At 64.8% G+C, this 25,148-nt stretch carries 24 protein-coding genes and 1 tRNA gene; 17 read left to right on the forward strand and 8 right to left on the reverse strand.

Annotated features, from left to right (window positions below; genetic code table 11):
- Position 1: 1 nt before the first annotated feature.
- Entirely contained in the window at positions 2-886 is an 885-nt protein-coding gene (locus BLT66_RS17455) for an EamA family transporter (protein WP_092759449.1), read from the reverse strand.
- An 86-nt stretch (positions 887-972) separates the two neighbouring features.
- Here BLT66_RS17455 and BLT66_RS17460 point away from each other — a divergent pair, with 86 nt between their 5' ends.
- The 3 genes from BLT66_RS17460 (at position 973) to BLT66_RS17470 (ending at position 2,003) form a co-directional block, all read left to right on the forward strand.
- Entirely contained in the window at positions 973-1,473 is a 501-nt protein-coding gene (locus BLT66_RS17460; protein ID WP_092759451.1) for an Lrp/AsnC family transcriptional regulator, read from the forward strand.
- A 131-nt stretch (positions 1,474-1,604) separates the two neighbouring features.
- Positions 1,605-1,679 (forward strand) — tRNA-Arg (locus BLT66_RS17465).
- A 111-nt stretch (positions 1,680-1,790) separates the two neighbouring features.
- On the forward strand, positions 1,791-2,003 hold the full coding sequence (locus BLT66_RS17470) for a hypothetical protein (protein WP_092759453.1): 213 nt from the start codon (positions 1,791-1,793) through the stop codon (positions 2,001-2,003).
- 112 nt (positions 2,004-2,115) lie between these two features.
- On the opposite strand, the gene BLT66_RS17475 is transcribed toward BLT66_RS17470, so the two are convergent.
- Complete coding sequence (locus BLT66_RS17475; RefSeq protein ID WP_255406973.1) at positions 2,116-3,696, reverse strand: PAS domain-containing protein; 1,581 nt, start codon at positions 3,694-3,696, stop codon at positions 2,116-2,118.
- Positions 3,697-3,869: 173 nt separating this feature from the next.
- Here BLT66_RS17475 and BLT66_RS17480 point away from each other — a divergent pair, with 173 nt between their 5' ends.
- A complete protein-coding gene (locus tag BLT66_RS17480; RefSeq protein WP_092759455.1) occupies positions 3,870-4,334 on the forward strand; it encodes an OsmC family protein in 465 nt (154 codons plus the stop codon).
- Positions 4,335-4,381: 47 nt separating this feature from the next.
- Here the strand turns inward: BLT66_RS17480 and BLT66_RS17485 are convergent, their stop codons facing one another.
- From BLT66_RS17485 to BLT66_RS17510, 6 genes are all read right to left on the reverse strand, one after another.
- On the reverse strand, positions 4,382-5,122 hold the full coding sequence (locus BLT66_RS17485; protein ID WP_092759457.1) for a lysophospholipid acyltransferase family protein: 741 nt from the start codon (positions 5,120-5,122) through the stop codon (positions 4,382-4,384).
- Between the two features lie 61 nt (positions 5,123-5,183).
- A complete protein-coding gene (locus tag BLT66_RS17490; protein WP_092759459.1) occupies positions 5,184-6,491 on the reverse strand; it encodes a dihydroorotase in 1,308 nt (435 codons plus the stop codon).
- A gap of 73 nt (positions 6,492-6,564) precedes the next feature.
- Positions 6,565-7,527: an aspartate carbamoyltransferase catalytic subunit gene (locus BLT66_RS17495; RefSeq protein ID WP_092759461.1), complete on the reverse strand. Its 963-nt coding sequence runs from the start codon at positions 7,525-7,527 to the stop codon at positions 6,565-6,567.
- A 6-nt stretch (positions 7,528-7,533) separates the two neighbouring features.
- Positions 7,534-8,022, reverse strand: coding sequence for a bifunctional pyr operon transcriptional regulator/uracil phosphoribosyltransferase PyrR (pyrR, locus tag BLT66_RS17500; RefSeq protein ID WP_092759463.1), 489 nt, complete (start codon positions 8,020-8,022; stop codon positions 7,534-7,536).
- A gap of 8 nt (positions 8,023-8,030) precedes the next feature.
- The gene (gene ruvX / locus BLT66_RS17505) at positions 8,031-8,441 is read right to left on the reverse strand and encodes a Holliday junction resolvase RuvX (RefSeq protein WP_092759465.1); all 411 of its coding nucleotides are present in this window, start codon (positions 8,439-8,441) and stop codon (positions 8,031-8,033) included.
- Positions 8,438-9,037 carry a YqgE/AlgH family protein gene (locus BLT66_RS17510; RefSeq protein ID WP_092759467.1) on the reverse strand — a complete coding sequence of 200 codons (600 nt, stop codon included), beginning with the start codon at positions 9,035-9,037 and terminating at the stop codon, positions 8,438-8,440. Before BLT66_RS17510 ends, ruvX begins: the two co-directional genes overlap by 4 nt.
- Before the next feature lie 163 nt (positions 9,038-9,200).
- On the opposite strand from BLT66_RS17510, the gene BLT66_RS17515 reads away from it, so the two are divergent.
- The 13 genes from BLT66_RS17515 (at position 9,201) to BLT66_RS17575 (ending at position 25,133) form a co-directional block, all read left to right on the forward strand.
- Complete coding sequence (locus BLT66_RS17515) at positions 9,201-10,460, forward strand: sarcosine oxidase subunit beta family protein (RefSeq protein WP_092759469.1); 1,260 nt, start codon at positions 9,201-9,203, stop codon at positions 10,458-10,460.
- 12 nt (positions 10,461-10,472) lie between these two features.
- Positions 10,473-10,781 carry a sarcosine oxidase subunit delta gene (locus BLT66_RS17520; RefSeq protein ID WP_092759471.1) on the forward strand — a complete coding sequence of 103 codons (309 nt, stop codon included), beginning with the start codon at positions 10,473-10,475 and terminating at the stop codon, positions 10,779-10,781.
- Positions 10,778-13,774: a sarcosine oxidase subunit alpha family protein gene (locus BLT66_RS17525; RefSeq protein ID WP_092759473.1), complete on the forward strand. Its 2,997-nt coding sequence runs from the start codon at positions 10,778-10,780 to the stop codon at positions 13,772-13,774. Before BLT66_RS17520 ends, BLT66_RS17525 begins: the two co-directional genes overlap by 4 nt.
- Complete coding sequence (locus BLT66_RS17530; RefSeq protein WP_092759475.1) at positions 13,767-14,420, forward strand: sarcosine oxidase subunit gamma; 654 nt, start codon at positions 13,767-13,769, stop codon at positions 14,418-14,420. The genes BLT66_RS17525 and BLT66_RS17530 overlap by 8 nt, the downstream gene beginning before the upstream one ends.
- Positions 14,421-14,432: 12 nt before the next feature.
- Positions 14,433-15,707, forward strand: a complete 1,275-nt coding sequence (glyA, locus tag BLT66_RS17535) for a serine hydroxymethyltransferase (RefSeq protein ID WP_092759477.1) — start codon at positions 14,433-14,435, stop codon at positions 15,705-15,707.
- A 12-nt stretch (positions 15,708-15,719) separates the two neighbouring features.
- Complete coding sequence (locus tag BLT66_RS17540) at positions 15,720-16,691, forward strand: dipeptidase (RefSeq protein ID WP_092759479.1); 972 nt, start codon at positions 15,720-15,722, stop codon at positions 16,689-16,691.
- Positions 16,692-16,754: 63 nt separating this feature from the next.
- Positions 16,755-17,630 carry a glycine betaine ABC transporter substrate-binding protein gene (locus BLT66_RS17545; RefSeq protein WP_092759481.1) on the forward strand — a complete coding sequence of 292 codons (876 nt, stop codon included), beginning with the start codon at positions 16,755-16,757 and terminating at the stop codon, positions 17,628-17,630.
- Positions 17,631-17,681: 51 nt separating this feature from the next.
- Complete coding sequence (locus BLT66_RS17550) at positions 17,682-18,752, forward strand: HAD family hydrolase (RefSeq protein WP_092759483.1); 1,071 nt, start codon at positions 17,682-17,684, stop codon at positions 18,750-18,752.
- A 43-nt stretch (positions 18,753-18,795) separates the two neighbouring features.
- Positions 18,796-19,329 (forward strand): DUF5943 domain-containing protein, encoded by a 534-nt coding sequence (locus BLT66_RS17555; RefSeq protein ID WP_092759485.1) that lies wholly within the window; start codon positions 18,796-18,798, stop codon positions 19,327-19,329.
- A 9-nt stretch (positions 19,330-19,338) separates the two neighbouring features.
- Positions 19,339-21,399 carry an NADH:flavin oxidoreductase gene (locus BLT66_RS17560; protein WP_092759487.1) on the forward strand — a complete coding sequence of 687 codons (2,061 nt, stop codon included), beginning with the start codon at positions 19,339-19,341 and terminating at the stop codon, positions 21,397-21,399.
- Between the two features lies 1 nt (position 21,400).
- Positions 21,401-23,287: a (Fe-S)-binding protein gene (locus BLT66_RS17565; RefSeq protein ID WP_092759489.1), complete on the forward strand. Its 1,887-nt coding sequence runs from the start codon at positions 21,401-21,403 to the stop codon at positions 23,285-23,287.
- Positions 23,284-24,384 carry an FAD-binding protein gene (locus BLT66_RS17570; RefSeq protein ID WP_092759491.1) on the forward strand — a complete coding sequence of 367 codons (1,101 nt, stop codon included), beginning with the start codon at positions 23,284-23,286 and terminating at the stop codon, positions 24,382-24,384. The genes BLT66_RS17565 and BLT66_RS17570 overlap by 4 nt, the downstream gene beginning before the upstream one ends.
- Positions 24,381-25,133, forward strand: a complete 753-nt coding sequence (locus BLT66_RS17575) for an adenine nucleotide alpha hydrolase family protein (RefSeq protein WP_092759493.1) — start codon at positions 24,381-24,383, stop codon at positions 25,131-25,133. The genes BLT66_RS17570 and BLT66_RS17575 overlap by 4 nt, the downstream gene beginning before the upstream one ends.
- Positions 25,134-25,148: the final 15 nt, after the last annotated feature.

The following is a 25,148-nucleotide window of genomic DNA, read 5'->3' on the forward strand; positions in this document are numbered from 1 at the left end:
GCTACGCGGTGACCACCTGCGACGCATGCGTCTGTGGCCGCCGCGCAGTGGCCGCACTGCCCATGGACGCGGCCATGATGCAGCCTATGGCCAGCCATTGCTGGGGGTTCAGATGCTCGTCCAGCAGACCCACGGCCAGCACCGCAGCCACTGCCGGCTCCATGCTGATCATGATGCCGAAGGCTTCTTTGGGCAGGCGCTTCATCGCCACCATTTCCAATGAAATCGGCAGCGCGCTGGAAATGGCCGCCACGCACACGCCGACCAGCAGCACCGTGGGCGACAGCAGCGCTGCACCGGCATGCGCAATACCCACTGGCACCACCACGATGGCCGCCACCAGCAGGCCCAGCGACACCGAATGCCCCGCATGCAGATGGCCAACCCGCTTGCCGAACACGATGTACAGCGCCCACAGCACGGCCGTTCCCAGTGCGTACAGCACGCCCGTGGGGTCCAGATCGTTGCTGCTCAGGCCCAGGGGTAGCAGCATGCCCAGTCCCAGGCCGGCCAACGCCAGCCACACAAAGTCCACCATCCGGCGCGATGCTGCAATCGCCAAGGCCAGCGGCCCGGCGAACTCAATGGCCACGGCCAGCCCAAACGGCAAGGTGCGCAGCGACATGTAGAACATCAGGTTCATCACGCCCAGCGCAGCGCCGTAGCAGGCAATCGAGATGGCGTCCGCCCGCGACAGATGCCAACGCCAGGGCCGCCACAACAGCAGCAACAGCAGGGCCGAAAAACCCACCCGCACGGCCGTCGTGCCCTGCGCCCCCACTAACGGGAACAGCTGCTTGGCCCAGGACGTGCCAATGCCCAGCGCCGTCACCGCGCCCAGAACCGCCAAAAAAGGAATCGCCCGTTGGTACCGTGTAGAAGTCATGGGCGAAAATATAAATCGCCAGACAGGTAGTTTTCGCTATAAAAACAGGCCACAAACGCAATATTCGCTCACAACTCTCCACCCACATGCCCGCCGCCCCGCCCCTTGACGCGTTCGACATCGCCATCCTGGACATCCTGCAAAAGGACAACAGCGTGCCCCAGCGCGCGATTGCCGAAGCGGTGCACCTGTCGGCACCGGCGGTGCAGCGGCGCATCCGGCGGCTGCAAGACAGCGGCGTGATCCGCGCCAATGTGGCGGTGATCGACGCGGCCAAGGTCGGCCTGCCGCTGACCATCATCATCGAGCTGCACCTGGAGAACGAACGCCCCGACCGTACCGCCGCCATGCGCACCCGCATCGCCGCCGAACCCGCGGTGCAGCAGTGCTACAGCGTGACCGGCGAGGCCGACTACCTGCTGATCGTCACCGTGGCCTCGATGGCCGACTACGAGGCGCTGACGCGGCGGCTGTTCGAGGGCGACGACAACATCCGCCGCTTCCGTACCTCCGTCACCCTGGGCTGGCTGAAGTCCGGCCTGCAGCTGCCGCTGGACAAGGCGCTACCGAATGGTGCCGCCGGATAAATTTAAAGAAAACAGGCCTTCAACGCATGTAGAACCTGCGCAGGAAGCTACGTTTCTAATAGCAAAAAGCCATCTACCCGAAAAACCGGGAGCGACAAAACCGGCCTTGCCAAGCCCTACAATCCGCGCTCCCCTTCGTAGTTCAATGGATAGAACGAGTGCCTCCTAAGTGCTAGATACAGGTTCGATTCCTGTCGAAGGGACCAGGCTTTTGTAGCAGCAGGTAAAGCCGGCCCCTGGCGCCCGGCTCGGCGCTAGAGTGGCTCCGCTGTGCATGCAAATGCATGCGCGGCGCTTCAACCACTCGAAAGGCAAACATGGCCGTCAGCTCCGTCACTTCCGCCAGCGCCGTGCCCGCACCGCAAAAGGCCAGCGCGACCGCCCCCGTCGATACCAAGAAGACCGCCAGCAAAGACAGCACGGCGGGTGAAGCCGCTCCGAGCGCAAATTTCAATGTGAAGATGCCGCCGCAGCCCACCTCGAATGCGCTGGGGCACACCATTGGCCAGCATCTGAATCTGCAGGCCTAGCCGCAAAAATACTAGCGAAATAGGGCTGTAGCACATATACATACTGCGCCAGTCGCTATACATAAAGTAGCAATTCGTCATTTACCGACTGCCACAGCAGGACGCGAATTCCTTAGGTCTTCAGCTCCCGGCCCACTTGCTCCAGGTCGCGCACCCGCTGCGACAGCTCGGCGTTGAGGGCCTGGATTTTTTCCTCGGCCTGCTTGCGCTCGGTGATGTCCGAACCCAGCACGTAGTAGCCCTCGACCTGGCCGTAGCTATCCCGCTTGGGCATGTAGCGGATGACCTGCCAGACGCCGGGAAAGGGCTGCCAGTCGTAGCCCTGGGGCTGGCCTTTCAGTACCTCGGCAACCATCGGGCTGACCACCGCGTAGCGTTCGGGGCCGAGGATTTCGCGCACGGTGCGGCCAGCAATGTCGGTCTGCCCGGGCGCGAAGCGCTGCAGGTAGGGCTTGTTCACATACACATAGCGCTGCTGCGCATCGACATAGGCAATCAGGGCCGGCACATTGCTGATCACGCTGCGCAGATGCTCCTGGCTTTCCTGCAGCTGCACCGTGCGCTCTTGCACGCGCTGCTCAAGCAATAGGTTGTGGTCGCGTATGCTGCGCTGGACTTGGCGGGGCGTGGTTTCGTCGCGGAACACCAGCACCACGCCGCGCACCAGCCCCTGGGCGTCGCGGATGGGCGCCGCACTGTCGGCAATCGGGCATTCGCTGCCATTGCGGTGGACCAGCAACGTGTGGTTGGCCAGCTCTTGCAGGGTGCCGGTCGCAAGCACCCGGTCGACCGGCACCTCGGCGGGCTGGCGGGTCTGCTCGTTGATGATGCAAAACACCTCGTTGACTGGGCGCCCGCGGGCCTGGGCCAACGGCCAGCCGGTCAGCCGCTCGGCCAGCGGATTCATGCGGGTGATGCGGCCGTCGATGTCCGTCGCCAGCACCGCATCGCCGATGGAGTGCAGCAGGGCGGACAGGCTGTCTTCGTTATCGGCCAGCGCACGCTGGCTGGCATCGGCGATGCGCAACTGGCGCCGGATCAGGGCATAGGTGGACACCAGCAAAACCAGCAGCAACAGCGTGGCCAGCGCGCCCGAGACCAGCAGGGTTTGGCGGCCGTGCTGCTGCTCGGCGCTGCGCAGGGCCAGCAGACGGGTCTCCTCCGCCTCCATCTCGCGCAGCAGCCGGTAGGTGCGTTCGCGGGTTTCGCGCAGCGGCGCGGTCGCCACAAACGCGGTCGCCGCCTCCTGCCCCTGGGTCTTGCGCAACCACTCCACATGCTTGGATATCTCGATCCGCTGGTTGACCACGGCACGCAAGCCGTTCCAGCGCTGCTGCTGTTCGGGGTTGTCCCGCGTCAGCTGCTGTATTTTTTGCAGCACCGCTTCCCGGGTGGCAATGGTGGCATCGCGTTCCAGCAGCTGGGCCACGTCGCCGGTGAGCCGGTAGTTCTGGGTGCTGAACTCCACCTGCAGCGTATCCGCGCGGGCGCGGGCGATGTTGGTGATCACCTCCTGGGTGTGCGCCACCCAGCGCGCGGCTTCAGAGGCTTCTTTTTCCAACTGCCAGGTGATGGCAAACAGCGCGACCACCACCAGCACGGCAGCCGTAAAGGCGATGAGGATCTTGGCCTCAAAACTGGAGCGTTGTGGTACCGCGGTGATCCCCATGCTGGCCTTCAGAATTTTTTTCATTCTGCCACCGGTTGTTACAAACTCCCTAGCCAGAATCATCCATTCTGTTGATGTACCTCCACCAGAGCCCGCTGGTGCAGTCCATCCGGTATGCTGCTGCAACCTTTGCACAAAAAGAAGCCCCAGCGCATATCGGATGTACAGCAACAGCTATTGAAAGAGTAGCAAACACCATGCCCCACCACACCGCCACCATTGTCTGGCAGCGCGATGCGCAAGCCTTTACCGACCACCGCTACAGCCGCCGCCACAGCTGGCACTTCGATGGCGGTGCCCAGGTAACCGCGTCTTCATCGCCCCATGTGGTGCGGCTGCCGTTCTCCGACCCGGCGGCGGTAGACCCGGAAGAAGCGTTCATCGCCGCCCTCTCCAGCTGCCACATGCTGTGGTTTCTGGACCTGGCCGCCCGGGCCGGCTGGGTGGTCGACAGCTACCGCGACGCCGCCACCGGCCTGATGGCCCGCAACAGCCAGGGCCGCATGGCCATGACCCAGGTGACGCTGCACCCCGCCGTGCAGTTCGCCGGCGACCGGCAGCCCAGCCGCGAAGAACTGGAACAACTGCACCACGCTGCCCATGCCGAGTGCTACATCGCCAACTCGGTGACTACCGAGGTGCTGTGCGAGCCGGTGTTCTAAAGAAAATCACCCATTGCGTTACCTGCGCATTGGCCGCTGGCGGGAAACTACAAACTGGTCCGCAAAGCCTGGACCTGCGCGTGAAGATCCTGCGCCCAGGTCCGGCGATCGCGGCCCTGGGCGTGCTCGGCCGGGCCATACAGCACATCGGCCCCCAGGGTGGTGGCGCTGAGGGTGCGCCAGAGCGAGCCCAGCAGGGTCTCGTCGCCCACAAAGCTGGGGGCGAAGTGCAGCGCCCCGGTATGCACATCGACAAAGCGCAGCGCCAACGGCTGCACCGGCACATTGGCCGAGATCGCCGCTTGCAGCAGGTTGGCGTGGAACGGCAGCAGGCTGCGGCCGTCGCCGGTCGTGCCTTCGGGGAAGACGGCAATCACATCGCCGGCGCGCAGGCTCTCCACCATGTGGTGCACCACGCGCATGGCGTCGCGGCGCGACTCGCGCTCGATGTACAGCGTGCCCGAAGCCGTGGCCAAGGTGCCAACGACGGGCCACTGCTTGACGTCGGCTTTGGACACAAAGCGGCAGTAGCCGGCCGCGTGTATGACCGCAATGTCCAGCCACGAAATGTGGTTGGCCACCAGCAGCAACGGGCCTTGGCTGGGCGGTGTGCCGCTGACCCGTAGGCGTATGCCCAGCACGCGCAGCAGCTGCTGTGACCAGGCTTGCACCTGCCGGCCGCGCTCGGCGTTGTCCATCTGGGGGAAATGCCGGCGGATGGTCCACCAGCCGGTAGCGATGTGCAGCAGCAAGTGCAGCAACTTGGCAAGAACGCGAAACAAGCGCATCAGGAATTTATAAAAATAATGCTGCTAGCGCAGGTACTATCTGCGCTAGCAGCTACTATTTTTATAGTGCATCGCGGTGGGATTCGAAGGCCACATGGCCGGCCACCACGGCACAGCGCACGCGGCCGGGCAGCTCGTAGCCGGAGAACGGCGTGTGCTTGCCCTGGCTGCGCAAGGTGTCGGCGGCCACGGTCCAGCTGGCGGCGGGATCGAAGATGCAGAGGTCGGCCACACCGCCTTCGACCAGCTGGCCCAGGCTGGCCTGCAGCGTGCCCAGGCTGCTGCCCAGCACAGCGGCGGGCGCGCAGGTAACGGCGGCCAGCGCGCGCTGCAGTGGCACGCCGTCGTCCTGGCTCCATTTCAGCGCCAGGCTCAGCAGCAGCTCCAGGCCGGTGGCACCGGGTTCGGCTTCGGCAAACGGCAAGGCCTTGGCATCGGCTTCGACCGGTGTGTGGTCGGACACCAGGGCGTCGATCGTGCCGTCGGCCAGCGCGGCACGCAGGGCATCGCGGTCGCGCTGCTGGCGCAGCGGCGGGCTCAGGCGGGCCCGGCTGTCGAAGTAGCCGATGTCGGCCTCGGTCAGGTGCAGTGAGTTGATGCTGACGTCGCAGCTCACGCGCAGGCCATCGGCCTTGGCCTGGCGCACCAGGGCGATGCCGGCGGCGCTGCTGATGCGGCACAGGTGCACGCGGGCGCCGGTGGTCTTCATCAGCTCGAAAATGGTGTGCAGTGCAATGGTTTCGGCTATGACAGGCACCCCGCTCAGGCCCATGCGCGTGGCCAATGCACCGCTGGCGGCCACGCCTTTGCCCAGGTGCAGCTCTTGCGGGCGCAGCCAGACCGCGTAGTCGAAGGTGGCCGCGTACTGCAGCGCGCGCTGCAGTACCTGGGTGTTGCCCAGCGCCACCTCGGCCTGGCTGAAGCCTATGCAGCCGGCCTCGGTCAGCTCGACCATCTCGGTCAGCACCTCGCCCTTTAGGCCGCGGGTCAGCGCGCCCAGCGGGAACAGGCGCGACTGGTGGTTCTTCTTGGCGCGGAACTTCAGCATCTGCACCAGGCCGGATTCATCCAGCACCGGGTCGGTATCGGGCGGGCAGACCAGGCTGGTCACACCACCGGCGGCCGCCGCGGCCATTTCGCTTTCCATCATGCCTTCGTGCTCGTAGCCGGGCTCGCGCAGGCGCGCACACAGATCGACCAGGCCGGGCAGCACGATGCAGCCGCTGGCGTCGACCACGCGGTCGGGCTGGAAGTCGGGTACATCGCGGCCGATGGCGATGATGCGGCCGGCGGCGATGGCGATGGGGCCGGTGGTGTCCAGCCCGCTGGCCGGGTCAATGGTGCGGCCGTGTTGGATCAGGGTCTTCATATTTTTAAACCAAATAGGGCTCTGGTGCAGGTACTACCTGCGCTAGCAGCTATGGATTGAATAGCAAACACGGTCACGCTTCATTCCCGGCGACGATGCCCATCACCGCCATGCGCACCGCGATGCCGAAAGTGACTTGCGGCAGGATCACGCTTTGCTTGCCGTCGACCACGGCGGAGTCGATCTCCACGCCGCGGTTGATCGGGCCGGGGTGCATGACGATGGCATCGGGCTTGGCCAGGGCCAGCTTCTCGGGCGTCAGGCCGAAGCTGCGGAAGAACTCCTGGCTGGACGGCAGCAGCGCGCCGCTCATGCGCTCGTTCTGCAGGCGCAGCATGATGACCACGTCGCAGTCCTTGATGCCCTCTTCCAGCGTGTGGCAGACGCGCACGCCCATTTGCGCCATGTCGCTGGGCACCAGGGTCTTGGGGCCGACCACGCGGACTTCGGCGCAGCCTAGCGTTGTCAACGCGTGGATGTCGGAGCGCGCCACGCGCGAGTGCAGCACATCGCCGACGATGGCCACGGTAAGGTTGCTGAAGTCTTTCTTGTAGTGCCGGATGGTGTACATGTCCAGCAGGCCCTGCGTGGGGTGCGCGTGGCGGCCGTCGCCGGCATTCACCACGTGGACGTGCGGCGCGACGTGCTGGGCGATCAGATACGGCGCGCCAGATTCGCTGTGCCGCACCACGAACACGTCGGCAGCCATGGCGCTGAGGTTGGCAATCGTGTCCAGCAGCGATTCGCCCTTGGCGGCGCTGGAGCGGGCGATGTCCAGGTTGATCACGTCGGCACTCAGGCGGGTGGCGGCGATCTCGAAGGTGGTACGGGTACGGGTGCTGTTCTCGAAGAACAGGTTGAACACGCTTTTACCGCGCAGCAGCGGCACCTTCTTGACCTCGCGGTCATTGACGCTGACGAAGTTGGCGGCGGTGTCCAGGATCTGCGTCAGGATGTCCTTGGGCAGGCCTTCGGTGGACAGCAGGTGGATCAGCTCGCCGTGCTTGTTGAGTTGGGGGTTGCGTTTGTAAAGCATGGGGGGTCAGCCTTCGACGTTGAAGCTGAAGGCACCGGCCGCACTGCGCGCCAGCGCTAGCTGCTGGCTGGCCGGCAAGGCCACGCGCGAAGCGGCGAAATCGGGTTGGATCGGCAGCTCGCGCCCGCCACGATCCACCAGCACCGCCAGGCGCACGGCGGCGGGGCGGCCGAAGTCAAACAGCTCGTTGATGACAGCGCGGATGGTGCGGCCGGTGTAGAGCACGTCGTCCAGCAGGATGATGTCGGCGCCGTTCACATCGAAAGACAGCGCGGTCTGGCCGCCGCTGCCCGAGACCATGCCGCGCTGGGAAAAGTCGTCGCGGTGCATGGCGCTGGAAATCACGCCGGGCTTGCCCGGCAATTGCAGGTCAGCCTGCAGACGCTCGGCCAGCCAGGCGCCGCCGGAGGTGATGCCGACCAAGCGGGTGTCGGATTTGAGCAAGGCCTTAACGCCCCGCAACAGCTCGAGGTACAGCGCCTCGGCATCCAGCATGAGTGTGCTCACGGAATACTCCTCAAAAATTGTTCCAGGATGATGCAGGCCGCAGCGGCATCTGCGTCTTTGGCGCCCATCTCCAGCGCTTCTGTGGTGCTATAGCGCTCATCTACCTCGAAAACCGGCAGATTGAAGCGACCACGCAACTGCCGGGCGAACTTCTGGGCGCGCCGGGTGTTGTCGTGCGCGGCGCCATCGGGATGGAAGGGCACGCCGACCACGATGGCGTCGGGCTGCCATTCCTTGACGCGGGCGGCGATAGGGATGAAGCGCGCATCGCCTTCGGCGGCAATCGTGCCCTGCGGTGTGGCGGTGCGGGTGAAACGGTTGCCGACTGCGACGCCGGTGCGCTTTTGGCCGTAGTCAAAGGCCAGAAATGATTGCAAATTGGCGGGAACGGCTACCGGCTCGGTCATGCATGCCCTGCTTCGGGGGACAGCATCCAGGCCTGCAGGCCCAGCAGCATCAAGGCTTTGTCGTAACGCTGCTCGACCGGGGTGTCGAAAATCACCGCCAGGTCGGCCTCTACCGTCAGCCAGCTATTTTCGCCGAGTTCGGCCTCCAGCTGGCCCTCGCCCCAGGCCGAATAGCCGAGCGAGATCAAGACCCGGCGCGGGCCGGCACCGGTGGACAGGGCTTCCAGCACGTCCTTCGAGGTGGTCATCTCCAGCCCGCCAGGAATCGCCATGGTGGAGGCGTAGACCGACTCGCTGGGGTCTATATCCGTGCCGCTGAAGGCTTCGTGCAGCACAAAGCCGCGCTCGGTTTGCACCGGGCCGCCCTGGAATACCGGGCTATCGCTCAAATCGGCACGCCGCAGCGGCAGCTCGACCTTGTCGAACAGGCTTTTCAGGCTGATTTCGCTAGGTTTGTTGATCACCAGGCCCATGGCCCCGCGCGGGCTGTGCTCGCACAGGTAAACCACGCTCTTGGCGAACGCTTCATCCTCCAGCCCGGGCATCGCAATCAAAAAGTGATGCGTCAGGTTCATGGGGGAGGTATCGGTGTTCATCCTTCAATTTTAAACAGTCCAGCAGCGGATTACGCGGCCCGCCCGAATAGACAGATCCGACGCAATGTCGAATTTGAACAAGTGTGCGTCTGCACGGCGCAAGGTGACACACGGGGGACATCCAACAATGCATCCAGATTCATTGGACCCCCACGAGAAACCCATGCGCGGCCAAAACTACTCACTCTGGAGCCTGCTCAAGCACGGCTTTAAAAACCACCAAACCTGGGAACCAGCCTGGGAACGGGTGGCCCTGAAACCCTCCTACGACGTGGTGATCGTCGGCGGCGGCGGGCACGGCCTGGCCACCGCCTACTACCTGGCCAAAAACCACCCGGAGGTCGGCAAGATCGCCGTGCTGGAAAAAGGCTACCTGGGCGGCGGCAACACGGCGCGCAACACCACCATCGTGCGCTCCAACTACCTGTGGGACGAATCCGCAGCCATCTACGAGCATTCGCTGAAGCTGTGGGAAGGCCTGACCGAAGACCTGAACTTCAACGTGATGTTCAGCCAGCGCGGCGTGTTCAACCTGGGCCACAACCTGCAGGACATGCGCGACATCGAACGCCGGGTCAATGCCAATGCGCTGCAAGGCATAGACGCCCATGTGCTGAACGCGCAGGAAGTGAAGGAAAAGATCCCCCAGCTCGACTGCAGCCGCAGCCGCCGCTTCCCGGTGCTTGGCGCCAGCTGGCAGCCGCGCGCCGGCATTGCACACCACGACGCCGTGGCCCGTGGCTTTGCCCGTGCCGCCAGTCGCCTGGGCGTGGATCTGATCGAGGGCTGCGAAGTCACCGGCATGGACATCCAGGGCGGCAAGATCCGCGGCCTGCAAACCAACCTGGGCGCGGTCAAGACCGACCGCGTGGGTTGCGTGGCTGCCGGCCATTCCTCTGTGCTGGCCAAGATGGCCGGCCTGCGCATGCCGCTGGAAAGCCATCCGCTGCAGGCTTTTGTGTCGGAATCGATGCAGCGCGTGATCGACACCGTGATCATGTCCAACGCGGTCCACGGCTACCTCAGCCAGTCGGACAAGGGCGAGCTGGTGATCGGCGCCGGCATCGACAGCTACCTGGGCTACGGCCAGCGCGGCAGCCCGCACGTGATCGAACACACGGCCGCCGCCATCATCGAGCTGTTCCCCCAGTTCTCCCGTGTGCGCATGAACCGCCAGTGGGGCGGCATTGTGGACGTGACGCCCGACGCCTGCCCGATCATCTCCAAGACCGCCGTGCAAGGCCTGTTCTTCAACTGCGGCTGGGGCACGGGCGGCTTCAAGGCCACACCGGGCTCGGGCCATGTGTTTGCCGACATGCTGGCCAAGGGCGAACCTGGCCCGCTCGCCAAATCCTTCTCCGTAGACCGTTTCCACACGGGCCACCTCATCGACGAACACGGCGCCGCTGGCGTCGCCCACTGAGCGTAGACGACTATGTTTTTATTGCACTGCCCCCACTGCGGCGAAACGCGGGACGAAGAAGAGTTCAGCAACGCCGGTGAAGCCTATATCCCCCGCCCGGCCCAGCCCGAAGCTGTAGACGACGCCACCTGGGGCGACTACGTGTTCATGCGCCGCAACACCAAGGGTTGGTTCTGGGAGCAATGGCAGCACACCGCGGCCTGCCGCAAGGTGTTTGCCGTGAAGCGCAACACCGCCACCTACGAAATCGCCGGCACCTGGACCCTGGCCGAAGGCAAGGCCTTGTTTCTGGCCGACATGGCCAAGGAGCAAGCAGCATGAGCGGCACACGGGTACCCCAGACCGGCACGCGCATCGACAGCACGCGCACCGTCAAGTTCACATTCGACGGCCGCGACTACACCGGCCACCCCGGCGACACGCTGGCCTCGGCCCTGCTGGCCCACGGTGTGCGCCGCATGGCGCGCAGCTTCAAGTACGGCCGGCCCCGCGGCATCATCGGCGCCGGTGCGGAAGAACCGAATGCACTGGTGCAGCTGGGTGTCGGCGCGCTGACCACGCCCAACGTCAAGGCCACGCAGGCCGAGCTGTACGACGGCCTCAGCGCCCGCTCCACCTCGGGCTGGCCATCGCTCGACTTCGACTTGAAATCGGTGCTGGGCCAGGGCTCGCGCTTCATGCCGGCTGGCTTCTACAGCAAAACCTTCAAATGGCCGCAAAAACTCTGGCCGCTGTATGAAACCGTGATCCGCAAGTTCGCCGGCTTTGGCGATGCGCCCACCGAGCCCGATCCCGAGAACTACGACCACCTGCACCACCATGTGGACGTGCTGGTGGTCGGCGGCGGCGCCTGTGGCCTGCTGGCTGCGCTGCAAGCCGGCCGCGCCGGACTCAAGACCCTGCTGCTGGACGAGCAAAACGAGCTGGGCGGCTGGCTGCTGTCCGACCCGCATGCACAGATCGATGGCCGCAACAGCGATGCCTACATCCGCTCGGTGCACACCACCCTGGCCGAGATGCCGCATGTGACGGTGTTGACCCGCACCACCGCTTTCGGCATGTACGAGCAAAACCTGGTGCAGGCCGTGGAACTGGTGCAGGACCATATCGCACCCGAACAGCGCCAAGCACATTTGCCACGCCACCGCATGCACAAGATACGCGCCCACCACGTAGTTTTAGCTACCGGCGCCATCGAACGCCCGCTGGTGTTCGGCAACAACGACCTGCCGGGCGTGATGACGGTCTCGGCCGGCCAAACCTTTCTGCACCGCTACGGCGTGCGGGTTGGCCAGCGTGTGGTCATCTGCGGCACCAGCGACCTGGTCCACGACTGCGCCGAAGGCCTGGCCAAGGCCGGCGCCACCGTCACGGTCGCCGATGTGCGCCATGGCGCTGTGGCCCGCAACAGCAGCTACACCGTGCTGGCCGGCCACGGCATTGCCGAAGCCACCGGCGGCAGCGAAGTCAAGGGCGTACGCCTGGTACCTTTGCATGCCACGCGGGACGAAGTTGCCGGCAACGGAACCTCCATCGCCTGCGATGTGGTGCTGAGCTCGGGCGGCCTCTCGCCCACCGTGCATTTGTTCTGCCACGACGGCAGCCGCCCGCAGTGGGATGAGGCCGTCGCCGCGTTTGTGGTGCCCCGCACCGGCCGCAAGGGCGTGGCCTGCGTTGGTGCAGTCACTGGCGCGTTCGAACTGGCAGATGCGCTGGCACAGACCACCCACGCCATGCAACAGGTGCTGGCCGCTTGCGGCAAGCGCGAATCGCTGCACACACCGGCCTGCATCCAGCCCAAGCGCCTGCCGGCACGACCGATGTTCCGCCTGCCCGACGGCAAACAAGAAGGCGCGGGCGCCAAGGCTTTTGTGGATTACCAGAACGACGTCAGCGCGGCCGACATTGAGCTGGCCGTGCGCGAGAACTACCACTCGATCGAGCACGTCAAACGCTACACCGCGTTGGGCTTCGGCACCGACCAGGGCAAGCTGTCCAATGTGAACGGCTTCGTCATCACCGCGCGTGCGCTGAAGCGCCCGGTGAACGAGGTCGGCACCACCACCTACCGCCCGGCCTATACCCCGGTGAGCCTGGGCGCACTGGCCGGCACCATGAGCGAAGAGCTGTTCGATCCGAGCCGCTACAGCGCGATCCACGCCTCCCATGTGGCGCGCGGCGCGGCGCTGGAACCGGTCGGCCAATGGCAGCGGCCCTGGTACTTCGCCAAGCCCGGTGAAGACCTGCATGCCGCCGTCAACCGCGAATGCCTGGCTGCCCGCAATGGCGTGGCGGTAATGGATGCATCGACGCTGGGCAAGATCCAGATCGACGGCCCGGATGCACGCGAATTCCTGAACCGCATCTACGCCAACGCGTGGACGCAATTGGCGGTCGGCAAATGCCGCTACGGCCTGATGCTGGACGAAAACGGCATGGTGATGGACGATGGCGTGACCGCCTGCATCCAGCAAAACCAGTTCTACATGACCACTACCACCGGCGGTGCAGCCCGCGTGCTGAACTGGCTGGAGCGCTGGCACCAGACCGAATGGCCAGAGCTGAAGGTGTGGATGACTTCGGTCACCGACCACTGGTCGACCATCGCCCTGGTGGGACCCAAATCCCGCGCGGTGCTGGCCAAGCTGTGCCCGGACATCGATCTGTCGCCCGAGAACTTCAAGTTTATGGACTGGCGCGCTGGCACCGTCAACGGCCTGCCGGCCCGGGTGTTCCGCATCAGCTTCTCGGGTGAACTGTCATACGAGCTGAACGTCGAATCCGGCTACGGCCACGCATTGTGGGAGGCCGTAATGGCCGCCGGTGCCGATTTCGATATCACGCCCTATGGCACTGAAACCATGCACGTGTTACGGGCCGAGAAGGGCTTCATCATCGTCGGCCAGGACACCGATGGCTCGATGAGCCCGCTGGATCTGGACATGGCCTGGGCTGTCGGCATGAAGAAACCGTTCAGCTTCCTGGGTAAGCGCTCGCTGGCCCGTAGCGACACGGCCCGCGAAGGCCGCAAGCAACTGGTTGGCCTGTTGCCAGAAGACCCGAATAGCGTGCTGATCGAAGGCGCGCAAATCATGGAAAGCGCCACCGTCGGCACCAGCAACCAGATGCTCGGCCATGTGACCTCCAGCTACCACAGCGCCTTCCTGGGCCGCTCCATCGCCATGGCGGTGGTCGCTGGCGGCCTGCAGCGCAAGGAGCAAACCCTGTACGTGCATGCCCACGGCAAGGTGACACCGGTCAAGGTAGGCGGCAGTGTGTTTGTGGATGTGAAAGGTGACCGTCAAAATGTCTAACGCACTGAACGCGATGCTGGAATCCCCTCTGCACGCTTTTGGCCTGCCGGCCCGCGTGGCCGCCCCCACGGCCCGCAATCGGGTGGTGATGAGCGAGCTGCCCCATATGGGCTACATCGTGCTGCGCGGCAAAGCCGACGACAGCGTATTCATGCAGGCCGTGGCCGGCGTAATCGGCCAGCCTCTGCCGACCCAGCCGATGACGGTGCTAAGCACCGCCTCTGGCGTGGTGCTGTGGGTATCGCCCGATGAATGGCTGCTGGTGTGCAAGCGCTCCATGCGCGACAGCCTGCTGGCCAGCCTGACCGGCGCGCTGCAGGATGTGTTCGCCCAGGTGGTGGACAACAGCGGCGGCCTGACCGCGCTGCGCATCAGCGGCCCCGACCACATGCTGCTGCTGCGCCAGCTCGGCCCCTACGACTACGAGAGCCTGGCTGTCGGCCGCTGCGCCAGCACCGTGGCCTCCAAGACCGGTTTCACCGTGGCGCGCACCGACGAAGCCGGCGTGGTGCTGGTGTTCCGCCGCAGCTTTGCCGACTACACCTGGCGCCTGCTGGAACGCACTGCCCTGCCCTACCACCTGTGCATCACCAGCCCGGCGCAATGCGCCGACCCGGTATTCACCCCCTTGTTTGAAATTGTTTGAAAGAGCGTCGCCATGCAAACTGAAGCATTCTTCTCTGTGGGCGTAGCCCAGGCCGACCCCGCCGTCAATACTGCGATGGACCATGAACTGCAGCGCCAGCGCGAGCAGATCGAACTGATCGCCTCGGAAAACATCGTCTCCAAGGCGGTACTTGAAGCCCAGGGCTCAGTACTGACCAACAAGTACGCCGAGGGCTACCCCGGCAAGCGTTACTACGGTGGCTGCGAACATGTGGACGTGGTCGAAGCCCTGGCAATCGAGCGCCTGTGCAAGCTGTTCGGCTGCGAGTTCGCCAATGTGCAACCGCACTCCGGCGCGCAGGCCAACACGGCCGTGATGCTGGCCCTGGTACAGCCCGGCGACACGGTGCTGGGCATGTCGCTGTCGGCCGGCGGCCACCTGACGCACGGAGCCAAGCCTGCGCTGTCGGGCAAATGGTTCAAGGCCGTGCAGTACGGTGTGCGCCGCGAAGACTCGCTGATTGACTATGACGAAGTCGAAGCGCTGGCGGTAGAGCACAAGCCCAAGCTGATCATCGCCGGCTTCTCAGCCTACCCGCGCACCATCGACTGGGCGCGCTTCCGTGCGATTGCCGACAAGGTCGGCGCACTGCTGATGGTGGACATGGCCCACGTCGCTGGCCTGGTCGCCACCGGCGTCTACCCCAGCCCGGTACCGCATGCGCATGTGACCACCTCCACCACCCACAAGACGCTGCGCGGCCCGCGCGGTGGCGTGATCCTGACGAATGACGCCGAGATCGCCAAGAAGGTCAACTCCGCAGTGTTCCCCGGTTCGCAAGGCGGTCCACTGATGCACGTCATCGCTGCCAAGGCCGTGGCTTTTGGCGAGGCGCTGCAACCCAGCTTCAAGGCCTACACCCAGCAGGTGGTGGCCAACGCCAAGGCCCTGGGCGCGGTGCTCAAGGTCGGTGGCCTGGACCTGGTGACCGGCGGTACCGACAACCACCTGCTGCTGGTGGATCTGCGCCCACTGGGCCTGAAGGGCAACACCACCGAAGTGGCGCTGGAACGGGCCGGCATCACCTGCAACAAGAACGGCATCCCGTTCGATGACGAGAAGCCCACCATCACTTCGGGCATCCGCGTGGGCACAGCAGCAGGCACCACACGCGGTTTCGGCGTGGCCGAGTTTGAAGAAGTCGGCCGCCTGATGCTGGAAGTCTTCAACAGCCTGAAAACCAACCCCGCCGGCGACCCGGCCGTGGAGGCATCGGTTTACGCACGCGTCAAAGCCCTGACTGCCCGTTTCCCTCTGTACGCATAAAGGACACGCACCATGAGCACCCTGCACCAAGACTCCATCGTCATCGACGGCCTCATCATCGCCAAGCTGGACCGCAGCGTATTTGAAGACATGAAGAAAGGCGGTTTGGCCGCCGCCAACTGCACCGTCTCCGTGTGGGAGGACTTCCCCAAGACGGTCGACAACATCGCCCAGCTGAAACAGCTGATCCGCGACAACAGCGACCTCGTGACCCTGGCACGCAACACGGCGGACATCGTCCAGGCGAAGGCCGATGGCAAAACCGGCATCGTCCTGGGCTTCCAGAACGCCCATGCCTTTGAGGACAACCTCGGCTACATCGAGGCCTTCCACGACATGGGTGTGCGCGTGGTTCAGCTTTGCTACAACACGCAGAACCTCGTGGGCACCGGCTGCTATGAGCGCGATGGCGGACTGTCCGGCTACGGCCGCGAGGTCATCGCAGAAATGAACCGCGTGGGCATCATGGTCGACCTGTCGCACGTGGGCAGCAAGACCTCTGAAGAAGCGATCCTGGCATCCACCAAGCCCGTGGCTTACACCCATTGCCTGCCCCTGGGCCTGAAGGACCACCCGCGCAACAAGAGTGATGCAGAGCTGAAGTTCATCGCCGACCACGGCGGCTTCATCGGCGTGACCATGTTCTCGCCCTTCCTCAAGCGCGGCAATGAATCGACCGTGCACGACTACGTCGAGGCCATCGACTACGTCATCAACATTGTGGGCGAAGACTGCGTGGGCTTGGGCTCTGACTTCACCCAAGGCCACGGCCATGAGTTCTTCGACATGCTGACGCATGACAAAGGCCGCTGGCGCCGCCTGACCAACTTCGGTGAGGTGATCAATCCCGAAGGCATTCGCACCATTGGCGACTTCCCCAACCTGACGACCACGATGCAGCAATCTGGCTGGTCCGATGGCCGGATCACCAAGGTGCTGGGTGCCAACTGGATGAAATTCTTCGACCAGGTCTGGGGTACCTAAGACCCGCCAACTACCGATTTCCCCGTCCCTCTCGTCCCCTTCCACAACCAGGAGTTAGCTGCTATGACCGTTTCGTTCACCCCCCGCAAACGTCGTGAGTTCCTCACACAGACTTTGAGCCTGTCCGCATTGGCCATGTCCGGCGGCGCTGCCTTCGCCCAAGCCAAGCCCACCATCAAGATCGGCTTTGTCGATGGCTGGTCGGACAGCGTCGCCACCACCAACCTGGCGGCCGCCATCATCCGCAGTAAGCTGGGCATGAATGTGGAGCTGGTGCCGCTGGCTGCCGGCATCATGTGGCAGGGCGTGGCGCGTGGCGACATCGACGCCACCCTGTCGGCCTGGCTGCCCGTCACGCATGAAGCCTACCTGGCCAACTTCAAGGACAAGGTACAGATCCTGGGTGCCAACTACCCTGGCGCCAAGATCGGCCTGATCGTGCCCGAGTACGTCAAGGCCACCAGCCTGGCCGACCTGAACAGCCACCGCGCCGACTTTGACAACCGCATCGTCGGTATCGACGCCGGCGCCGGCGTGATGAAGAAGACCGAAGAAGCCATCAAAGCCTACGGCCTGGAAATGCGCCTGCAGCCCAGCTCCGGCCCAGCCATGGCCGCCGAGCTCGACCGCGCCTACCGCGCCAACAAATCCATCGCCGTCACCGGCTGGATCCCGCACTGGATGTTTGCCAAGTACAAGCTGCGCTTCCTGGCCGACCCGAAGAACATCTACGGCGCCGAAGAGCATGTGGATAGCGTGATCAACCCCGGCCTGAACACCAAGGCGCCTACGGTTGTCGCCTTCCTGAAAAAGCTGTCGTGGAAGCCTGAAGAAATCGGTGCCGTGATGCTGGCCGTCGAAGGTGGGGCCAAGCCCGATGCCGCGGCCGAAAAATGGATTGCAGACAACCCTGCCCGTGTTGCTGGCTGGCTCGCCTGAGCCCCCGACTGAATCCACGTTTAGATAGTAAATAGCAAAGGCTGTGTCGCAATGTTGAAGCAGACAATTTCTTTCCAATGGCTGGCGCCTTGGGCGCTCAGTCTGGGCCTGGCGTTTTCCGCCCAGGCCCAGACAGCGTTGAAACATTGGCCGCCCGAGGCTGCGACACAGCTGGAGAACCTGATCCAGGCTAATGCCAACAAGGGCGCGTTTGCGGTGTTTGACGCCGACAACACCACCTACAACAACGATCTTGAAGAGTCCTTGCTGCCATTTCTGGAAATGAAGGGCATTCTGAGCCGCGACAAGCTCGACCCAGCTTTGAAGCTGATTCCTTTCAAGGACATTGACGGCCACAAGGAAAGCCTGAACAGCTATTACTACCGCCTGTGCGAGATTGACGACCAGGTCTGCTACCCCTGGGTAGCCCAGGTGTTTTCGGGCTACACCCTGCGCGAGCTCAAGGGCTGGGTCGACGAAATGCTGGCTGCGGGCCAACCCATCCCCGCGACCTATTACGAAGGCACGGCGCTGAAGACCATCGCCGTCAAGCCGCCGAAGTTCTATACCGGCATGCAAGAGCTCTACAACAAGCTGATGGAGAACGGTATCGAGGTCTATGTGGTGAGCGCCGCCAGCGAAGAGCTGGTCCGCATGGTGCTGGCCGACCCGAAGAATGGCTACAACATCAAGCCGCAGAACGTGATTGGCGTCGGCCTGCAGCTGAAAGACCGCAAGACCGGCGAACTCACCAATGCGCGCAAATTGATAGCCGCCAAGAAGTACGACCCCGCAGTCTTGCTGGACCATGAATTGACACCCGCGCTGTGGGCACCGATGACCTGGTTCGAGGGCAAACAAGCCGCGATCCACACCTACATCGACGAATGGAAGAAGCCGATTCTGGTGGCGGGCGACACGCCGGTGAGCGACGGCCCCATGCTGTTCCGCGGTACCGATGTAGAGCGTGGCGGCCTGCGCGTCTGGGTGAACCGCAAAGACAAATACCTGGTGCAGATCCAGGCCATGCAAAAGAAGAATGCCGAAGCCCAGAAGGCCCAAGGCCTGCCCGTGACGGCGGACCGCAACTGGGTGGTGGTCAAGTCGGAACAGATCCAGTAAGCCCACGGTTGCGCATTTCCCTATCCCTACAAAGAGATCCCCCATGAATCCCCAACTCCCCATTGAAGTGAACGCCGACACCGGCGTCTGGACCACCGACGGCCTGCCGATGATCTACGTGCCGCGCCACTTCTTCGTCAACAACCATGTTGAAACCGAGGCCGTGGTGGGTCGGGAGGTGTATGCGCCGGCGCTGTACAAGGCTGGCCACCGCTCGGCCTACTTCTGGTGCCAGCAAGAAGCCGCCACCCATGGCCTGAGCGGCATGGCGGTGTACGAGCACTACCTGAAACGCCTGTCGCAACGCGGCTGGGGCCTGTTCTCCTTCGTCGAGGCCGACGCCACCACCGGCCACGCCCAGGTCAAGCTGGAGCACTCGGTGTTCGTGCTGGCGCAAGGCATTGCCGGCGTGCCGGTGGACCACAGCAAGGTCTGCTACCTGTTCGCCGGCTGGTTCTCGGGTGCGATGGACTGGGTGCTGGAAACCAGCGGCTCGGCCGTGCGCACCACCAGCGTCGAGACCCAATGTGCAGCAGAAGGCCATAGCCACTGCGTTTTCACCGTCAGCCCCCTCTAGAGATCCGCCATGCGCTACCCGCATTTGTTTGAGCCCATCCGCCTGAACCAGGTTCTGCTGCGCAACCGCATCGTCAGCACTGCGCATGCCGAGGTGTATGCCGAAGGCGGCAACCCGACCGAGCGCTACATCCGCTATTACGAAGAAAAGGCCAAGGGCGGCGTGGGCCTGGCGATTTGCGGCGGCTCTAGCCCGGTATCGCGCGACAGCCCCTGGTCGTGGTGGAGTTCAGTGAACTTGGCCACCAACAAAGTGATTGAGCCGCTGGCGACGCTGGCGGAAACCATGCACAAGCATGGCGCCAAGCTGATGATCCAGGCCACCCACATGGGCCGGCGCAATGCCTGGCATGGCTTTGACTGGCCACACCTGGTCAGCCCCTCCGGCATCCGCGAGCCGGTGCACCGTGGCAACGCCAAGACGATTGAAATCGAAGAAATCCGCCGCATCGTGGCCGACTACGGCCGTGCCGCCAAGCGGGTGAAGGATGCGGGCCTGGACGGCATCGAAATCTCCGCAGCCCACCAGCAGCTGATCGACCAGTTCTGGAGCCCGCGCGTCAACCGCCGAACCGACGAATACGGCGGCAGCCTGGAGAACCGCCTGCGCTTCGGCATGGAAGTGCTGCAGGCTGTGCGCGAGCAGGTCGGCGCCGACTTCTGCGTCGGCATGCGCATGTGCGGCGACGAATTCCATGAAGACGGCATCAGCCACGAAATGGCGAAGGAAATCGCCCAGGCCATGAGCGAGAGCGGCCTGATCGACTTCCTCAGTGTGGTCGGCTCCGGTGCCGACACCCACAACACCCTGGTCAACTGCATGCCGCCGATGGCGCTGCCGCCCGAACCTTTTGTGCACCTGGCGGCCGGCATCAAGTCTGTCTCCAAAGTGCCGGTGATGCACGCCCAGAGCATCCGCGATGCATCGCAGGCCGAGCGCATCCTGGCCACCGGCATGGTCGACATGGTGGGCATGACCCGCGCGCAGATTGCCGACCCGCACATGGTCATCAAGATCCGCGACGGCAAGGAGGACCAGATCAAGCAATGCGTCGGCGCCAACTACTGCATCGACCGCCAGTACAACGGCCTGGATGTCCTCTGCATCCAGAACGCAGCTACCAGCCGCGAAGAAACCATGCCGCATGTGATCGAGAAGACCACCGGCAAGCGCCGCAAGGTGGTGGTGGTCGGTGGCGGCCCGGCCGGGCTGGAAGCCGCCCGCGTGGCGCGCGAGCGCGGCCATGACGTGGTGCTGTTCGAGAAGAACGCCTTGGTCGGTGGCCAGGTGAACCTGGCGGCCAAGCCGCCGAAGCGCGAACAGATGGCCGGCATCATCCGCTGGTTCGATATGGAAACCCTGCGCCTGGGCGTGGACCGCCGTTTGGGCGTGGCCGCCACCCAGGAAATGATCCTGGCCGAGCAGCCCGACATCGTGGTGCTGGCCACCGGCGGACTGCCGCACACCGGCCAGACGCCGGCCTGGGGCGCAGCCGAGGGCCTGTGCGTCAGCGGTTGGGACATCCTGTCGGGCGCGGTGGCACCGGGTGAAAACGTGCTGGTCTACGACAGCATCAGCACCCATGCGGGCACCGGCGTGGCCGACTTCATCGCCGCCCGCGGCAAGCTGGTGGAGATCGTCACCCCCGACGTCAAGGTGGCCGATGACGTGGGTGGCACCACCTTCCCAATCTTCTACCGCCAGCTGTATGCCAATGCCGTGATCCAGACGCCCAACTTCTGGCTGGAAAAGGTCTACCGCGAAGGTGACAAGCTGATCGCCGTGCTGAAGAACGAATACACCGAAGCGCTGGAAGAGCGCGCCGTGGACCAGGTGGTGGTCGAGAACGGCATTCTGCCGAACGACGGCCTGTACTGGCAGCTCAAGCCGCTGTCGCTGAACAAAGGCCAGACCGATATCGAAGCCCTGTACGACGCCAAGCCGCAGCCTGGTTTGAGCCAAACCACCGGCAATGGCAACTTCCTGCTGTACCGCGTGGGCGACTGCGTCTCCATGCACAACATCCACGCCGCGATCTACGACTCGCTGCGTCTGTGCAAGGACTTCTAAGATGTTGCAGCACCTTGTAAGCGCGGTCTTCTGGCTGGCAGTCCTGGGCCTGGCCTGGGGCCTGGCGCGCCGCGCTCTTATATGGAAAACAGGCCGTTCGAGCACAGTTGACCTGCGCGGGCTGCTACAAATACCGAAGCGTTACTTTGTTGACCTGCACGATGTGGTGGCGCGCGAGCCGTTTGTCGCACGGGCCCACGTCGGCGTCGCCGGCGGTGCCATCCTGGCGCTAGCGCTGGTGGCGCTGAACTACGGCCTGGGTCTGTACTGGCGCAGTCTGGACGCAGTGCTACTGCTGGCCGGCCTGATGATGCTGGCCGGCTCCATCGCCATGGCCTCACGGCGCCGCCAAGCCCCAGCGCGCTTGTCCCAAGGCCCGTGGAGCCGCCTGCCCTATTCGCTGATGCTGTTCGCGCTGGCCGTGGCCCTGGTGGGTGTAGTGGCCTTGACCGGCACCGCGCTGGCGCCCTGGCTGGCCGGCCTGATCAGCCTGGCATTTGCTGCTGGCGCCGCCGAGCTGGCACTCGGCATAGGCCTGGGTGGACCGATGAAACATGCGGTGGCCGGCCTGCTGCACCTGGGCTTGCATCCACGCCCCGAGCGCTTCAGCGCCGACAAACGCTTCGCCACCGCGCTCAAAACCCTGGCTCTGACCGCCGACGACATGGGCGTGGGCAAACCGGCCGATTTCGCCTGGAACAAGCTGCTGTCCTTCGACGCCTGCGTGCAGTGCGGCAAGTGCGAAGCCGCCTGCCCGGCCTTTGCCGCCGGCCAGCCACTGAACCCGAAGAAGCTGATCCAGGACCTGGTGGTTGGCATGAGCGCCAAGAGCGATGCCAACTACGCCGGTAGCCCGTATCCCGGCCAGAAGGTCGGCGAGCATGCGGGCGCACCGCATTTGCCCATCGTCAACGGCCTTATCAACAGCGACACGCTGTGGTCCTGCACCACCTGCCGCGCCTGCGTGCAGGAATGCCCGATGCTGATCGAGCACGTGGATGCCATCGTCGACATGCGCCGCCACATGACACTGGTCGGTGGCGTGGTGCCGAACAAGGGCATGGAAGCGCTGGAACAGCTGCGCGACACCGATACCGTCGGCGGCTTCCCGCTGACAGCCCGGCACCACTGGGCGGCCGACCTGAACGTGCCGCTACTCGATGTTGGCGGCCAGACCGACTGGCTGGTGCTGGTGGGCGAAGGCGGCTTCGACATGCGCTACCAGCGCACCCTGCGCGCCTTCATCAAGACGCTGCAAAAAGCCGGACTGAAGATCGCCCTGCTGGGCGCAGCCGAAACCGATTGCGGCGACCTGGCCCGGCGACTGGGCGACGAAGCCGGCTTCCAGCGCCTGTCGCAGCGCCTGATCGCCACCCTGAAGACCCGCGGTTTCCTGCACATCGTGACCCCCGATCCGCACATCTTCCATTCGCTGAAGAACGAATACCCGGCCATGGGCGGCATCTTCGACGTATGGCACCACACCCAGCTGCTGGCCGAGCTACTGGCCAAAGGCCAGCTACAGCCCACGCGTGCCGGCAGCCTGGAAGCCGTGACCTACCACGACCCCTGCTACCTGGGCCGCTACGGCCGCGAAGTCGATGCGCCACGTGCCGTGCTCAAAGGCATAGGTATCAAGGTGGTGGAGATGGAACGCAGCCGCGAACGTGGCCGCTGCTGTGGCGGCGGTGGCGGTGCGCCGTTTACCGACATCCCCGGCAGCACCCGCATCCCGGACATCCGAATTGCCGACGCCAAGAGCACCGGCGCCGGCATCGTGGCCGTGGCCTGCCCCAACTGCACGGCCATGCTGGAAGGCGTGGTCGGCCCCCGGCCCGAAGTGCTGGACATTGCCGAACTGACCGCCCACGCCCTGGAGCTTGCATGACCGTACACACACCCGTGCGCCGTGTTGATCCACGCCGCCCCGCCATCATCACGCCGGCCGGCCTGCGCCGCATCGTGCTGGGCAGCAGCGAGGGCGAGCGGCTGGCGGCCAGCCTGTCGCATGGCCCGGTGGTCAAACCGGTACGTAGTGCCGGCCCATTCAGCCGCACCACGCTGGTGGTGACCCACGCCGAGCGCGGCGCCCTGACCGATGGCGCGCGCCAGGCGATTGCCGCCGCCGCCATCCTGGCCGCTGCCGACACCGAGGTGCTGGTGGCGGTACTGGGCGCCTGCCAGGACGATGCCGCCGCCCTGGGCGTGGATCGCCTGCTGGTGCTGGACGACCTGGACACCGGCCGCTACCAGCCCACTGCCTGTGTGCGCTGGCTGCAAGGCCTGCAGACCCGCTACAGCCCCACGCAATGGCTGTTTGCCGACAGCGGCGCCGACGGCCAGCTGGGCCGCCGCTTTGCCGTTCAAGCCGGACTGGACCTGGCCTGCGGCGTGGTCGAGCTGGGAGCCGACGCACTGCGCGTGCCGGCCAACAGCCGCCAGGACTGGCTGCGCCCGCACGCTCCCGTGATGCTGCTGGCCAAGGCCGTGGCCAGTACCAAGCTGCCCTTCGTCGGCCTGGGCCTGCGCGAAGCCGCACCCGCCTTGCCTGCCGCCATCGAGGCCGGCATTGAAGACCTGGGCCTGAAAGCCGGCGACCCGCAAACCCTGGCGCTGGAAGAAGCCGACTTCATCCTTGCCGCCGGCAATGGCGTGACCGACCTGCCGCTGTTCCATTCGCTGGCGCTGGAAGTCGGCGCGGCCGTAGGCGCGTCCCGCGTGGCGGTGGACGATGGCCGCTTTGCCCGGGCCCAGCAGATCGGTGCCACCGGCAAGACCGTGTCGGCATCCGGCTACCTGGCGCTAGGCATCTCCGGTGCGGTACAGCATTTGCAAGGTATCAAGGACTGCCGCCATGTGATTGCGGTGAACCTGGATGCCTCGGCCCCGATCGCGCGCCGCGCCGACCTGACCGTGGTGGAAGACAGCGCCGCCCTGATGCAAGCCCTGCTCGGCCTGGTACGCAAACAAAAGGAAGGCGCATGAGCACGATCACCGTCCTGGTTGCCCCGCGCATCCACCCCACCAGCCAACGCGCCACGCGCTGCAAAGCCGATGCCACGGCCGTCGCCCTGGGCCTGGAACTGGGCTTGCCGCTGCGCATGCTCAGTGCCGGCAGCATGGGCGATAGCGTGGCCCGCGACTACCTGGCCCTGGGTGCGCCCAAGCTGGAGATTCTGCAATGCGCCAGCGATGCATCGCTGCTGGACGCCTTGCTGCCCGCGCTGCGCGATGTGCCCTGGGTGCTGACCGGCACCCGCAGCGAAGCCGACCAGGGCACGGGCGTGCTGCCCTATGCCTTGGCCGCCGCGCTGGGGCGCCCAGTAGTCACCGATGTGCTGGCGGTACAGCCGGACGGCGCTGCCTGGATCGTCACCCAGGCCCTGCCCAAGGGTGCACGGCGGCGCCTGCGGGTACAGGCCCCGGCGGTACTGGCCGTGAGCGCGGCCGCACCGCTGACGCTGCGCCACGCGCTGGCCGATGCCGTCACTGGCCAGATCGTCCATACCGCCGTCGCCCGCACTGCAACCGCAACGCCGGCCGGCCAGCTGGTACCAACCAGCAAGCGCCGCAAGCTGCTGGAAGCCAAGACCGTGCAGAGTGGCCATGCGCGCATGCTGGGAGCGATCGAATCGCCGTCCACCGGCGGCACCGTGATCCAGACCGGCACACCCGATTCCAAGGCCCAGGCAGTTCTGGACTACCTGCGTAGCCATTCTCTTGTGAGTTTTTAAGCATTGAAGGAGACG

It is taken from the genome of Rhodoferax sp. OV413, assembly GCF_900104385.1.
Lineage (GTDB): Bacteria > Pseudomonadota > Gammaproteobacteria > Burkholderiales > Burkholderiaceae_C > Rhodoferax_B.

What these genes read in the sequence shown, in the direction of transcription:
- BLT66_RS17575 (WP_092759493.1), top strand. Translation starts at nt 24,381, where the DNA reads ATGAGCACGATCACCGTCCTGGTTGCCCCGCGCATCCACCCCACCAGC.
- BLT66_RS17455 (WP_092759449.1), bottom strand. Translation starts at nt 886, where the DNA reads ATGACTTCTACACGGTACCAACGGGCGATTCCTTTTTTGGCGGTTCTG.
- BLT66_RS17570 (WP_092759491.1), top strand. Translation starts at nt 23,284, where the DNA reads ATGACCGTACACACACCCGTGCGCCGTGTTGATCCACGCCGCCCCGCC.
- ruvX (WP_092759465.1), bottom strand. Translation starts at nt 8,441, where the DNA reads ATGACCGAGCCGGTAGCCGTTCCCGCCAATTTGCAATCATTTCTGGCC.
- BLT66_RS17480 (WP_092759455.1), top strand. Translation starts at nt 3,870, where the DNA reads ATGCCCCACCACACCGCCACCATTGTCTGGCAGCGCGATGCGCAAGCC.
- BLT66_RS17470 (WP_092759453.1), top strand. Translation starts at nt 1,791, where the DNA reads ATGGCCGTCAGCTCCGTCACTTCCGCCAGCGCCGTGCCCGCACCGCAA.
- BLT66_RS17560 (WP_092759487.1), top strand. Translation starts at nt 19,339, where the DNA reads ATGCGCTACCCGCATTTGTTTGAGCCCATCCGCCTGAACCAGGTTCTG.
- glyA (WP_092759477.1), top strand. Translation starts at nt 14,433, where the DNA reads ATGCAAACTGAAGCATTCTTCTCTGTGGGCGTAGCCCAGGCCGACCCC.
- BLT66_RS17525 (WP_092759473.1), top strand. Translation starts at nt 10,778, where the DNA reads ATGAGCGGCACACGGGTACCCCAGACCGGCACGCGCATCGACAGCACG.
- BLT66_RS17495 (WP_092759461.1), bottom strand. Translation starts at nt 7,527, where the DNA reads ATGCTTTACAAACGCAACCCCCAACTCAACAAGCACGGCGAGCTGATC.
- BLT66_RS17555 (WP_092759485.1), top strand. Translation starts at nt 18,796, where the DNA reads ATGAATCCCCAACTCCCCATTGAAGTGAACGCCGACACCGGCGTCTGG.
- BLT66_RS17515 (WP_092759469.1), top strand. Translation starts at nt 9,201, where the DNA reads ATGCGCGGCCAAAACTACTCACTCTGGAGCCTGCTCAAGCACGGCTTT.
- BLT66_RS17540 (WP_092759479.1), top strand. Translation starts at nt 15,720, where the DNA reads ATGAGCACCCTGCACCAAGACTCCATCGTCATCGACGGCCTCATCATC.
- BLT66_RS17565 (WP_092759489.1), top strand. Translation starts at nt 21,401, where the DNA reads ATGTTGCAGCACCTTGTAAGCGCGGTCTTCTGGCTGGCAGTCCTGGGC.
- BLT66_RS17530 (WP_092759475.1), top strand. Translation starts at nt 13,767, where the DNA reads ATGTCTAACGCACTGAACGCGATGCTGGAATCCCCTCTGCACGCTTTT.
- BLT66_RS17545 (WP_092759481.1), top strand. Translation starts at nt 16,755, where the DNA reads ATGACCGTTTCGTTCACCCCCCGCAAACGTCGTGAGTTCCTCACACAG.
- BLT66_RS17485 (WP_092759457.1), bottom strand. Translation starts at nt 5,122, where the DNA reads ATGCGCTTGTTTCGCGTTCTTGCCAAGTTGCTGCACTTGCTGCTGCAC.
- BLT66_RS17490 (WP_092759459.1), bottom strand. Translation starts at nt 6,491, where the DNA reads ATGAAGACCCTGATCCAACACGGCCGCACCATTGACCCGGCCAGCGGG.
- BLT66_RS17520 (WP_092759471.1), top strand. Translation starts at nt 10,473, where the DNA reads ATGTTTTTATTGCACTGCCCCCACTGCGGCGAAACGCGGGACGAAGAA.
- BLT66_RS17510 (WP_092759467.1), bottom strand. Translation starts at nt 9,037, where the DNA reads ATGAACACCGATACCTCCCCCATGAACCTGACGCATCACTTTTTGATT.
- BLT66_RS17550 (WP_092759483.1), top strand. Translation starts at nt 17,682, where the DNA reads ATGTTGAAGCAGACAATTTCTTTCCAATGGCTGGCGCCTTGGGCGCTC.
- BLT66_RS17460 (WP_092759451.1), top strand. Translation starts at nt 973, where the DNA reads ATGCCCGCCGCCCCGCCCCTTGACGCGTTCGACATCGCCATCCTGGAC.
- pyrR (WP_092759463.1), bottom strand. Translation starts at nt 8,022, where the DNA reads ATGCTGGATGCCGAGGCGCTGTACCTCGAGCTGTTGCGGGGCGTTAAG.
- BLT66_RS17475 (WP_255406973.1), bottom strand. Translation starts at nt 3,696, where the DNA reads ATGAAAAAAATTCTGAAGGCCAGCATGGGGATCACCGCGGTACCACAA.